At 47.4% G+C, this 13,059-nt stretch carries 8 protein-coding genes and 2 pseudogenes (1 of these 10 running past the window's edge); 6 read left to right on the top strand and 4 right to left on the bottom strand.

The window, feature by feature from the left end:
• Positions 1-67 precede the first annotated feature (67 nt).
• Entirely contained in the window at positions 68-2,092 is a 2,025-nt protein-coding gene (gene ligA, locus PAV_RS06960) for an NAD-dependent DNA ligase LigA (protein WP_040735669.1), read from the top strand.
• A gap of 237 nt (positions 2,093-2,329) precedes the next feature.
• Here ligA and PAV_RS35995 read toward each other — a convergent pair whose 3' ends face one another.
• The 4 genes from PAV_RS35995 to PAV_RS06945 all read right to left on the bottom strand — a co-directional run bounded on the left by PAV_RS35995 (position 2,330) and on the right by PAV_RS06945 (position 7,329).
• A complete protein-coding gene (locus PAV_RS35995; RefSeq protein ID WP_238555793.1) occupies positions 2,330-2,440 on the bottom strand; it encodes a putative holin-like toxin in 111 nt (36 codons plus the stop codon).
• 164 nt (positions 2,441-2,604) lie between these two features.
• Positions 2,605-4,374 (bottom strand): alpha-glycosidase, encoded by a 1,770-nt coding sequence (locus tag PAV_RS06955; RefSeq protein WP_005544614.1) that lies wholly within the window; start codon positions 4,372-4,374, stop codon positions 2,605-2,607.
• Positions 4,375-4,537: 163 nt separating this feature from the next.
• The gene (locus tag PAV_RS06950) at positions 4,538-6,274 is read right to left on the bottom strand and encodes an alpha-amylase family glycosyl hydrolase (RefSeq protein WP_005544612.1); all 1,737 of its coding nucleotides are present in this window, start codon (positions 6,272-6,274) and stop codon (positions 4,538-4,540) included.
• A 29-nt stretch (positions 6,275-6,303) separates the two neighbouring features.
• The gene (locus tag PAV_RS06945; protein WP_005544610.1) at positions 6,304-7,329 is read right to left on the bottom strand and encodes a LacI family DNA-binding transcriptional regulator; all 1,026 of its coding nucleotides are present in this window, start codon (positions 7,327-7,329) and stop codon (positions 6,304-6,306) included.
• A 285-nt stretch (positions 7,330-7,614) separates the two neighbouring features.
• On the opposite strand from PAV_RS06945, the pseudogene PAV_RS37190 reads away from it, so the two are divergent.
• The 5 genes and pseudogenes from PAV_RS37190 to PAV_RS06920 form a co-directional block, all read left to right on the top strand.
• Positions 7,615-8,163, top strand: a pseudogene (locus tag PAV_RS37190) (sugar ABC transporter substrate-binding protein); the annotation flags it as partial.
• 75 nt (positions 8,164-8,238) lie between these two features.
• A pseudogene (locus PAV_RS35985) lies at positions 8,239-8,574 on the top strand (ABC transporter permease subunit); the annotation flags it as partial.
• Entirely contained in the window at positions 8,571-9,413 is an 843-nt protein-coding gene (locus PAV_RS06930) for a sugar ABC transporter permease (RefSeq protein ID WP_005544607.1), read from the top strand. The pseudogene PAV_RS35985 and the gene PAV_RS06930, both read left to right, overlap by 4 nt.
• A gap of 188 nt (positions 9,414-9,601) precedes the next feature.
• Positions 9,602-12,052 (top strand): glycoside hydrolase family 31 protein, encoded by a 2,451-nt coding sequence (locus PAV_RS06925; protein WP_005544606.1) that lies wholly within the window; start codon positions 9,602-9,604, stop codon positions 12,050-12,052.
• Between the two features lie 288 nt (positions 12,053-12,340).
• A protein-coding gene (locus PAV_RS06920; RefSeq protein WP_005544605.1) for an ABC transporter permease crosses the window boundary here: on the top strand, positions 12,341-13,059 show its 5' portion. Its footprint extends 382 nt past the window's final position; 719 of the gene's 1,101 nt are visible here — the first part of the coding sequence; its start codon is at positions 12,341-12,343; its stop codon lies beyond the right edge, outside the window.

Here is a 13,059-nt window from a genome sequence, read left to right as displayed (position 1 = left end):
CCCAAATAGAATGATTTGATATGAGGAAGGAGCCACCTCTGTGACAAATGCGAATGCGCAAACCCGCATGGAACAACTCGTGGCGGAATTACAACGATATAATCACTATTACTATACACTGGATAATCCTGTCGTTTCGGATAAAGAATACGATAAGCTTTATGATGAGCTGGTAGCGCTTGAGAAGGAGACGGGCATTGTATTGCCCGATTCTCCAACCCAGCGGGTAGGGGGCGGACTACTCAAGGGATTTGAGCCGCATCGTCATCTCTCCCGTCTATGGAGCTTGGACAAAGCGCAGGATGAAGAGGATTTGTTCGCTTGGAATCAACGCGTGATGAAGCTGATCCAGGATTATAACGCCAAGCATCCTGACGAGGAGCCGCTGCCGGATCCATCTTATGTCGTGGAGCTGAAGTTTGATGGCTTGACGCTTAATTTGACTTATACGGATGGACTGCTGGTTCAGGCCTCCACACGTGGAAATGGTGTCATTGGTGAGGGGATTTTGCCACAGGTGAAGACGATCCGCTCTGTGCCTTTGTCTATTCCTTTCCAGGAAGGGACGATCGAAGTTCAAGGCGAAGGCATTATGAACCTGTCTGTGCTTGAGGCTTATAATGAAACGGCAGCAGAGCCGCTCAAAAATGCTCGCAACGCAGCGGCTGGAGCGCTTCGCAACTTGAATCCGCAGGTAACAGCACAGCGGAAGCTGAGTGCTTTTTTCTATAACGTGGGCTATGCCGATGGAGTTGCTTTCAACAACCATCAGGAAATGATGCAGTTTTTGAAGGATAATCATTTCAAGGTGAATCCATATGTCACGTACTTTGATACCATTGAGCAGGTGCGGGAGGAGCTCCATCAGATTCAGGAACAGCGCCAATCTCTTGATTACTTGATCGATGGAGCTGTCGTCAAGCTGACTGATATGCGGACGCGAGAGGTGCTTGGATACACGGATAAATTCCCGCGTTGGGCGGTGGCTTTCAAGTTTGAGGCGGAAGAAACGACAACCGTGCTCGAATCGGTAAGCTGGGAGGTTGGACGTACCGGCAAGATTACGCCAGTAGCCAGGGTTGAAGCCGTTGAGCTGGCTGGTGTAACGGTACAAAACTGTACGCTGAACAATATCGGTGATATCGAACGGAAAAACTTGAAGCATGCGCTTGGTGCACGCGTATTTATTCGTCGATCGAACGATGTTATTCCTGAAATTCTCGGTCGTGTTCCTGATGAGGAAGGCGGCGAAGAAATCGTTTATCCGACGGAATGCCCGTCCTGTGGCTACACACTTGAGATGCGGGGCGCGCACCTGTTTTGCAACAACAAGCTGAACTGTAAACCGCAAATCGTGGCCCGTTTGGCGCACTTTGCTTCGCGAGATGCAATGGACATCGAAACATTCAGCGTCATGACTGCCGAACAGCTGCATGATGAGCTAAATGTACATGAGCCATCCGACCTTTATGCGCTCACGCTTGAGCAGTTGATGGGCTTGAATCGCTTCGGTGAGAAAAAGGCGAGCAACCTGTTGGCAGCGCTCGAGAAGAGCAAAACACGTGATTTGCCGGCCTTTTTGTTCGCGCTCGGAATTCCGAATACGGGCAAAACGACGACGAAGGCATTGGCCGAGCATTTCGGCACGTTGGAAAACATCATGCAGGCTTCTGAAGAGGAGCTTGTGGCAATTCAGGATGTTGGTGCGATTGTGGCGGACAGTATCGTAACGTATTTTGCTGACCCAATTAACCGCGCGAGCATCGACCGCATGTTGGAACTGGGTGTGAAGCCGCAAACCGTAGAGCAGCCGGCTGAGGTAAATACAGACTCGATATTCTATGGCAAAACGGTCGTATTAACTGGCTCCTTGCAATTGCTAACGCGCGATGAGGCAACTGCCAAGCTGGAAGCATGCGGCGCGAAAGTAACGGGCAGCGTGTCGAAGAAAACCGATCTGGTTATCGCAGGAGAGAAGGCAGGCAGTAAACTTGCCAAAGCCGAGCAGCTTGGAATCCCTGTCATTACGGATGAAAATGAGCTGATCCGGTTGCTGAACGAGGCGCTTGGTGCAAGAAGTTCCGAAGAGTAATCGAGATAATTGGAGAAGCAACTGGATTAGAAACTGATGAGCAGCATAACAGAAACTACATCAGTAATGCGCCACTATACGTCTTACATTCGGACATTGCTTCATCAAGAACCGGATTCACCATCGCATTATTGAACAGTAAGAATATGTATGCTACAATTTGCGTATAATAAAAAGAAGATCGCAGCGGTAACTGCGACCTTCTTCCCACAATAACCGCTCAATGAGTGGTTGGCTTTAACGAAGTGAGCAATCTACTGGAGTAGACCGCATACCTTTGCGAGAGGGCGGTCTACTTTTCTTTAAGTAGGTGAGCAAAGCAAGAATGAACATCCCGAAAAGGAACATTAGACTCAATGCTTCAAATACGCTCACTGGCATCACCTCCTTTGAAGGAGACTAGCCAACCGCCCATAAGCCATTATTGTGTTGTTATGAATATATCATAATTTATTCCAAGCAACTAGATTTCTTGCGGGTTAAACTAGCAAATTGCGACTTCAAATCATAAATTAATTCTCCAGCTTCAAAATCCTCCAGCTCATGCCTTCAACCTCAACCTGCAACCCTGTGCTAGAACCTTGAACCCCATCACGGCTAGCTTCATCACTGATCAGCGCAACGTCCATCCAATATCCTTCGCAACCATCGAATGCTGCTACATGCACCGTACGCTTCTCTTCAGATGCATTCAACACGAAGAGCCAACGTCCGCTTTCATCAGTACGTTCATACGCGATTACACGATCACTGTCTACTGCATGGATAAAGCGGAAGCTTCCCGTACGAAGCGCAGCATTGGCATGGCGAAGCGCAATTGCGCCCTGATAGAAGCTCAGCAGATCTTGATCCTGCTTCGATACATCCCATTCCATGCATTTGCGACAGCCTGGATCATGACCGCCGTCCAAACCTACTTCATCACCGTAATAGATGCACGGTGTACCGAGGAACGTAAGCTGGAACAAGGCAGCAAGCTTCATTTTGCGCTTGTCGCCGCCGCACAGCGTAAGCAGGCGAGTCGTATCATGGCTGTCGAGCAGGTTGAACATCACTTCGTTTGCTTGCTGCGGATAGCTTGCCAACTGATGCTGAATCGCTTGTGAGAACTGCAAGCCGTCTACCTTTTCTTCAGCAAAGAAATCATGCATCGCATATGTGAACGGATAGTTCATGACGGCGTCAAATTGGTCGCCCTGCAGCCACATCATGCCTTCATGGAACATCTCGCCTAAAATATAGGCGTCTGGATTCACAGCTTTCACCGTTTGGCGGAATTCACGCCAGAACTGGTGATCTACTTCATTAGCTACGTCCAATCTCCAGCCATCGATGCCCACTTCTTCGATCCAGTAGCGTGCAACTTCTAGCAAATACTTCTTCACTTCCGGATTTTCCGTGTTCAGCTTCGGCATCATTGGCGTAAAGGCAAACGTATCGAATGTTGGTATGCCGTCAACGACCTCTAACGGGAACTGGCGAACATGGAACCAGTCTTTGTAACCGGACTGTTCCCCTTTTTCCAGCACATCCCGATAAGGTTCGAACGCATAACCGCTATGATTGAACACGGCATCAAGCAGCACGCGAATGCCGCGACCATGGCAGGCTTTAACCAACTCTTTCAGCTTTTCGTTTGAGCCAAAATGAGGATCGACCTGCATGTAATTTTTCGTATCATACTTGTGATTCGTAGTCGCCTCAAAGATCGGCGTAAAGTAAATCGCAGTAATTCCCAGCTTCTCCAAATGATCTAAGTGATCAATAACCCCTTGCAAGTCCCCGCCGAAGTAATTATCCGGCTTTGGTTCTCCGCCCCATGGCAGCACACCTTCGGGATCATTGCTCGTATCTCCGTTTGCAAAACGCTCAGGGAAGATTTGATAGAATACCGCATCCTTCACCCATGCTGGGGGAGTGAAGATATCTGCCGGATTCAAAAATGGATACTCGAACCATCGATGCGCAGGAACTGGATCCTCCTCTTGGAATCCGCGCTCTGTCATCCATACGTGCTCTGTACCGGATTCCAGCTTAATGGCGTGGAATGGAGGAACAACCTCTGCTTGCCAATAATCGAACAGCTCATCCTGATACAAGCATGTCATCGGAACGATATCCGCTCTACCAATACCGCCTTCGCAATCGAACTTGTCCACAAAATAAACGGCAGCACGCTCAACATCATTCTTTTTCGTACGGATACGCACATGGATTGTCTTACGGTCATACGCATAAGCCCAGTTTTGCTTCGGACGGTGATAAATAGCTTCGAGTAACATCTGAAGTCCTCCCTTAACTTGGTCATAGAGATTAGAGCATTTTTAACAAGTAACAATATGAATAAAATAAATGAATAGTTTTTCAGACTAACCTAGCTGAAACAGAAAGACATTCGTAGTCAACTGCCTCAATTTCACCAAATACCAGTAAACTTCCACAAGTCTATGGCGCTAGCACGATCGTACTGTACGGCGGAAGTGTACAAGCCCCATCCTTCAGGGCAGCACCATCCACACTAGAAAATGCCAATGTCTTTAGTTCAGCAGCCACGTCCTCGGACAACTGTATCTGTTGCTCTTTGCCAGACAAATTATGCAGCACAAGCCGTGCATCTTCCTTCGTAGCACGGTAATAGCCGGCTACTTCAGAGACGTTCGTCTTATACGATTGAATGCCGCCCTGCTGCAGCACCTTGTCTGAATTGCGATACACAATCAGCTTTTTATAGTGGCTCCACAGTGAGCTCGTATCCTTCATCTGCTGCTCTACAGGAGCCACCGTCTTATTTGAAGAAGCTGGCTCCCAACTTGTCATTCCAGCGCCATTTTCAACTGCCGTCCATTTCATTGGCTCACGCAGTCGTTCGTCAGGTTTCAAGCCAAGCATACCAATTTCTTCGCCATAGTAAATAAACGGATTGCCTGGCAGCGTCAGCAGCACAGAAGCAGCCATCTTCGCATGATTCACATTGCCCTGAAGCTCGCTCATGACCCGATTCTGATCATGATTCGTTAGGAATGGAGCATCGATGAACTTGCCATCTGATTGCTTGCTATAAAAGTTGTATATACGGCTCATCATCGAACCGATATCGGAATCCTTCTCATCCTGCACCATCGAAATCATCCGCTTTGCCATATCGAAGTTGAATGCGGAGTGCAGTCCGTCCTTCAGGAACGGCCCAATAACCGCTGGTGAATCCCATACCTCGCCAACGAGATATGCTTCAGGATTTACCTCTTGAACAGCTTGGCGGAATTCCTGCCACCATTTTTGATTGTTCTGTACGACTTCTGGATTCTGACTCGTATTGTAAAAGTCCTCATATACATGCTTGGCTGCGTCCAAGCGGAAGCCGTCTATACCGTGCTTCAGCCAGAACTGCGCAGCTTTCTTGATCTCAGCTCGTACCTCAGCATTGTCCATATGCAAATCGGGCATGCCATCCCAGAAGACACCGAGATAATGCTTTCCGTCTTTCTCATGCCAAGCCTGCTGACCCCAAGCGCCTCTTGTTGCTGGATCAAGCTTCAAATCTTCGGCCCACATATACCAATCACGCTTTGGATTGTCTTTGCCTTTCACCGATTCCTTGAACCACGGATGCTCGCTGCTCGTATGATTGACTACGAAATCCATCACAATCTTGATGTCTCGCTTATGGGCCTCTTCAAGCAGACGCTTAAAGTCGTCCATCGTTCCGTAATCTGGATTGATTCCGTAGTAGTCCGTTACATCATAGCCGTGATAAGAAGGGGAGGGATTGATAGGCATTAACCAGAGGTGCTTAACTCCAAGCTCCTGCAGATAATCCAGCTTCGCCGTAACTCCATTTAGGTCGCCGATGCCATCTCCGTTCGTGTCATAGAAAGAGCGGACAAAAATTTCATAGTAGACTCCACTGCTTGCCCCCATCGGTGTTAATGCATCTGCTAGCTTCAACTTGCTTGTGACCGTTCCCGAAACTGCTTCGGTCGATTTATTTTCCTGAACTGTCTTAGCCGTAGAAGGAGCAACTGAGGGAGACTGACAGCCGGCAACTACGAGTGAAATTGCAGATACGAGTAATGCTGTTCGTAAACCATTAATCCACTTGCTAGATATGGCCATGAGATCATTCTCCTTGGTGCAAGTCTTATTGATGTATGTCAAATCATAGAGCCGATCCAATTCACTCATCACTGAACCCCTCACAATTGCTCCACAAACTACTCAGATGTGGGTGCTTGCACAGAGTCTCTCCAAATAATTTGATGCGGAATAATAATCCGAGCCTGATCGAAGCCGTCGCCCTTAATGCGCTGTACAAGCGCTTGAACCGTAGATTGTCCCATCTGATGCGTACCGATATCTACACTAGATATTTGAGGCAAGCACATTTCAGCCAATAGCGTATTATTGAAGCCAACCACACTGCAGTCCTCAGGGACATTAAATCCATTATTCCAGAGTGTTCGGATAATACCGAATGCAACCACATCGTCGATGGCAATAATTGCAGTCGGACGCTGATCTAGCTGCAGGAGCTTTTCCGTAACCTGGCCAGCTGATTCTGGAGTGAATGCGCCTTCATATACATAATCGCAATTGAAGGGAATGCCAGCTTCAAGCAGTGCTTTGCTGTAGCCGTCCATGCGGTCTTTGGACACCGTAAGTTCGAATGGTCCGCTGACAAAGGCAATGCGTTTATGCCCGAGTTCAATTAAATGCTTGGTAATAGCTTGCGACGCTGCAATGTTATCGTTATCGACAGAAGTAACATCGACATAATGCTCACTGCGACCAACGAGCACAAATGGGAACTTCTTTTCACGCAAAAAGGTGATGCTCGGATCCTCCTTATGTGCGGTCAACAGGATGATCCCATCTACCTTGCGGCCATGGACGAGCCGTTCTACCGCTTTGATTTCCTCCTCTTCATTGGTTGCTGAAGTCATTAACACATCGTAATGGCACGCCGCTGCTTTGCTCACTATTCCACGAATGATTTCAGAGAAGAATTGGTTCTGGAATAATTCATCCGCAGGCCGGGGGAGGATAATGCCAATATTATTCGTAGTTTTCGTAACTAAACTTTTCGCCATCACGTTTGGATGATAGCCTAACTCATCCATGATTTTGCGAACTTTACGGCTTGTCTTCTGACTGATTCGGGAGTCATTGGAAATAACCCGCGATACCGTAGAAGGAGACACGCCAGCTTTTTCAGCCACATCTATAATGGTTACCGCCATATTCGAAACCTCGCTTAATAATGGAAAATATTCCGTTGATGTCCCAAAGTATAATGCAAAAAAAAGTTTTATGCAAACGCTTTACATACCTAGGCGCAGTGTGTATAATTCGATTTGTAGGTAACCGTTTACAACATTACATTTAGCAAGGAATCATTTTTTTACTCCATTGTGCAAAGGTTTGCATAAAACAGCGCAAAAGCTTTGAAATATAGCATCAGGCCTTCGCCTTTGCGCATTGTCCATGCAGATCCTGAACCAGAATTGAAAGGGGCTATTTCTAACATGAAGAAATGGGTAGCAATGTTGTTGTCAGTCATGATGGTCTTTACAATCACAGCATGTTCCACAGGCGGCAAAGATTCCTCCTCTGCGAACAACCAAACGACGAATGAGGATATAACGAATCAAGGCGCAGGCGACGAAGAGCTGAAGCCGGAAGAAGGCGCATCCCTTCTCGTATGGGAAAGTAAAGAATCACGTGCGTTTATGGAAGAAATCGCGAAGCAATTCAAAGAAAAGTACAATGTTGACGTGAAATACGAAGAAGTAGCAGCGCCTGACCAAGTGAACAAGCTGATGAACGACGGACCAGCTGGCATCGGTGCAGACGTAGTCGTATTCCCGCACGACAACTTGGGTAAGGCAGTAACAGCCGGTCTGATTTTGCCGAACGATTACTTTGAAGAGCAAACGCGTGCACAAAACTCTGAATTGGCTGTCAACGCAACAAGCTACGACGGAATGCTGTACGGCTATCCGCGTTCCGTAGAAACACTCATCATGTTCTATAACAAGGATCTCGTTCCAGAACCACCTAAGTCAATGGAAGAAGTTATTGAGCTTTCGAAGAAAATGAATGACTTGAAAAATAAAAATATACGTACATGTGGGAAATCGGAAACTTCTATTGATGGCGCAACTGCATGGCATAAGTTCAAGGCTATTACGATGCCGATGATTCTTTATTCAACAGCACCAATTTTGATTGGTCAGTTCGCAGGTAACATCAACAACTTTAACGTTATCTTCTTGCTGACGAACGGTAACCCGCCGAACGGTGAATACCAATACGCAGGAAGCACCGACTTGCTTGTTACTTGGTTGTATAAGCTGACACTCGATAACAATAAATATAATATCGCGGCAGCCATTGGTATTATCATCTTTATCATTGTTGCATCTCTGTCGATCTGGAGTTATCGCCGGACGAAATCATTTAAAGAGGAGGACATGATCCAATGAGTACAGGAGCTAAGAAAAAATCGCTTATTCGTCTGTCCTTCAGCTATTTGCTGCTTATTGCAATTGCAGTATGCGTACTGTATCCGACAATTTGGATTGTCATGTCATCTATTCGTCCGGGTACATCGATTTTCAGTGAATCACTCATTCCAAAAAATCCGACTTTCGAACATTATGTAAGCTTGTTTACATCACAGGAATATCAATACGGACAGTGGTATTTGAACACGTTGAAGATTGCTACCTGTAATATGATCTTTGGTGTCATTCTTGTCGTCATGACGGCATACGCATTATCGCGGTTCCGGTTCTATGGCCGCAAAAACCTTATGTCCGGGATGCTCGTACTAGGGATGTTCCCAGGCTTCATGAGTATGATTGCGATTTACATTTTGCTGATGCAATTGAACTTGCTTGATACGCATTTCGCGTTAATTCTCGTATATTCTGCGGGTGCACCGCTGGGGGCATTCGTGGTCAAAGGATTTTTCGATACGATTCCGAAGAGCTTGGAAGAATCCGCACGCATCGATGGTGCGACACACTGGATCGTATTCCGCAAAATCATGCTGCCGTTGTCGAAGCCGATGATTACGTACGTGGGACTAATGACATTTGCCGGTGCATGGGGCGACTTTATCTTTGCCCGTCTCGTCCTTCGCTCTAAAGAGAAATATACGCTTGCGATTGGACTTTGGGACATGGTCAACAATGCATCAACCAACTTTACGATGTTTGCGGCTGGTGCGGTATTGATCGCAGTTCCGATTGCGCTTCTGTACTTGTTCCTACAGCGCTTCCTCGTAGAAGGTTTGACAGCAGGTGCAAGCAAGGGTTGATGAGCCTGACGGTTTGTGCAGGCAAATGAAAGTATGAGATTAGGCAGAAAGTCCGCTTTTTCATCACGGAGAAGGTTGCATGAACCCAACAGTGATTGCAAGATTCGATGTTCGGTTGCATCCTGAATGATCTCGTGATCAAAAGCGGACGATACACAATTCTAGGGTAGAACAGCGGAGGGATTATCATGCAAGATACTAGTGCAGCTATACATCCGGACAACGCAAGTGAACAGACACATATACAGACAGGTGTACAGCTAGGAGCGATCTCTCGCATTGCTGAGCAAGATGGTTCGTTATGGCTAGTCGGTAAATACTTCAATCTCGCAATCACTTCAGTTGGTGCCGGAGTAATCCGCATCAAGACATATAGAGGACATCAGCCGGACTGGAAGACGTCCCCGGCAATTGTGAACAAGGACAGCCGTATTCCACAAGCAATGAAGTGGTCTACTACGGATGAACTTGTTTCTATTACAATCGGTCATACGATTCTCGAAGTGAATCGCCAATCCGGCGCGTTTCGTATTTGCAACGAGAACCAGCCGAATGTGGAATTGGTCAGCCTGCAGCGCAACCGTGAATCCGTTGGCGATTACACTGCGTTTGTTGCCTTGGATAAGGACGACCATATTTACGGACTTGGCGAGAAAACAGGCTTCCTCGACAAGCGAGGCGAGCGCTATACGATGTGGAACTCTGACGTATATGCACCGCATGTACCGGAAATGGAAGCTTTGTATCAATCTATTCCTTTCTTGACCGTACTGAATCAAGGCAGCAGCTACGGCTTGTTCTTGGATAACCCGGGCAAGACCGTATTCGATATGCGTACATTTGCTGATATGGCGATGATGCAAACGTGGACAGGCGAATTCGATTTGTACTGGATCGAAGGGCCATCGATGAAGGATGTCATTGTCCGTTACGGCGACTTGACTGGCTGTATGCCGCTGCCGCCGAAATGGGCACTTGGATATCACCAATCCCGTTACAGCTACATGGATGAGCAGGAAGTATTGAACCTGGCTCATACGTTCCGTGAGAAGGAAATCCCATGTGACGTTATTCATCTCGACATTCACTATATGAATGGATATCGTGTCTTCACATTCGATGAGAATCGTTTCCCGAATCCGAAGGAGATGATGGATGAGCTCAAGGAGCTTGGTTTCCACATCGTGCCGATCGTCGATCCAGGTGTGAAGAAGGATCCATTGTACGCGGTATATATGGAAGGTGTCGACAACGACTACTATTGTAAAACTGCGGAAGGTGAAATCTATACAGGACCAGTATGGCCAGGGGAGAGCGCATTCCCTGACTTCACTGAATCGCGCGTGCGTGACTGGTGGAAGGAGAACCAACGCTTCTATACCGATCTAGGTATCGATGGCATCTGGAACGATATGAACGAGCCAGCGATCTTCAACGAAACGAAGACGATGGACGTGAACGTCATTCATAAAAATGAAGGCGACCGCAAAACACATGGGGAAATTCACAATCTGTACGGCATGTTCATGTCTCAAGCAAGCTACGAAGGCTTGAAGGCGTTGCTTGAAGGCAAGCGACCATTCGTATTGACGCGTGCAGGCTACAGCGGCGTGCAGCGCTATGCAGCCGTATGGACAGGCGATAATCGCAGCTTCTGGGAGCACATGTCAATGGCAATGCCGATGGTGTTAAACCTTGGCGTATCCGGTGTACCATTTGCAGGCCCGGATATCGGTGGATTTGCTCACCATGCTAGCGGTGAACTGCTTGCACGCTGGACGCAAATGGGTGTGTTCTTCCCATATGTCCGGAACCACAGTGCGATCGACATGCTTCGTCAGGAGCCATGGTCGTTCGGCGAAGAAATCGAGAAGATCTGCCAACAGTACATTTCGATGCGTTATGAATGGATGCCTTACCTGTATCACTGGTTCTATGAAGCATCTACAACAGGTCTTCCGTTCATGCGCCCACTTGTACTGGAATACCCGACAGATCCTGAAGTATACAACTTGTGCGATCAGTTCATGGTGGGTGATTCGGTTATTATTGCACCGATTTACCGCCCAAATACGCAGTATCGTTCCGTTTATTTGCCAGAGGGCGAGTGGGTGGACTACTGGAGCGGGGAGCGTTTTGCGGGCAAGCAGCATATTCATGTGCACGCACCGCTTGAGAAGCTTCCGATATTCGTTCGCTCAGGCGCAATTCTGTTGCAAGGGCCGGTACGTCAGCATGCAGGAGAGAAGGCTGCAAAAGAGTATGTGGCAGCGGTCGCTTACTTGCAAGGCGCAGGCCATACTTCTCAATTGGAATGGTATGAAGATGACGGCCTGACGTTCGAATACGAGAACGGCAAATGGAACAAAATGCTGATCCAAGTTACAGAGTCTGAACATTCGATTCAACTGACAGCGGAATATACAACACGCGGCTATGAGTCTGAACGTGAGAGCATCTGCTTCCGCCTGATCGGCCTTGCCACTGCTCCGAAGAGCGTTGGCGATCTCGGCGAGCCTGTTTCTGCGGAGCAATTGGAAAAGAAAGCATCTGGCTGGAGCTATGATATAGCACGCCAAGAGCTTCGCGTGAAGCTGCCTGAGAGTGCAGCTCGTATCGATGTAAATGTAACACTGTAATTATAAAGTCATAGGAGTGAGGATTTATCCGCAAGCCGGATAGTTTCTCGCTCCTTTTTTTGCCGCCCAACCGCCTGTAACAATAGAAGTTGCAAAGCAGATTCCCCTTTGAAGTTAATCTGTAATGAGTCGTTCATATTCGGTTCATGAAGTCTATCTACTATAGAAAGTGTTTAAAGGAACGTCCAGTTGGAAAAGTGACAAAGTATAAGCAGAATATCGTTGCTGACGTGGTCGTCCCTTTTTAGAAATTGTATTTTGTGTAAAGTAGATAGGAGTGATTGAATAATGTTTTTGGCGATACGAGAATTGAAGCATGCCAAATCGAGATTTATGTTGATCGGGTTCATTATGGTGCTCGTCGCCTGCTTAACCTTTATCGTATCTGGACTTGCCAACGGATTGTCGGCTGCAACAACATCGGCAATTAAAGAAATGAATGCAGACTATCTAGTATTTCAATCAGATAGTGACAATAAGCTAAACCGCTCAACCCTGGATTGGAAGAAGCTTGATGAAATCAAGGCACAGGCGGGAGTGAAGGATGCAGCCCCGCTTATTCAAAGCCTTGTAACAGTGTCTCCTGAACAATCGGAGAAAAAAGCAGACGTGACTCTCTTTGCCATTGAGCATAACAGCATTCTCATGCCGAAGGTCACCGAAGGGAAATCGTTGTCAGGCAGTGGAGAGCATGAGGTCGTCGTGGATGCATCACTTAAGATGAAGGGAGTCAAATTGGGCGACTCACTTCATATCAAGGATACGACCGCCTCACTTAAAGTGGTAGGCTTTGCAGAGCATCAATCGATCAGCCACATGCCTGTAGTCTTCATTGACATGGAAGGCTTAAAGTCGTTGATGACATCTCTTGACCAGCGTATGCCCCGTCTGAATGCGGTGGCGATTACTGGGGATGAGACACTGCAGCAGTCGCTTAGCAACCAAGTAGCGGGAATTCAACTCGCAACGAAGCAAGAGGCACTGAAGGGGATTCCTGGGTACAAAGA

This window comes from Paenibacillus alvei DSM 29 (assembly GCF_000293805.1).
GTDB lineage: Bacteria > Bacillota > Bacilli > Paenibacillales > Paenibacillaceae > Paenibacillus_B > Paenibacillus_B alvei.
The sequence above is the reverse complement of the archived record's forward strand: the minus strand, read 5'-3'. Positions and strand labels throughout refer to the sequence as shown.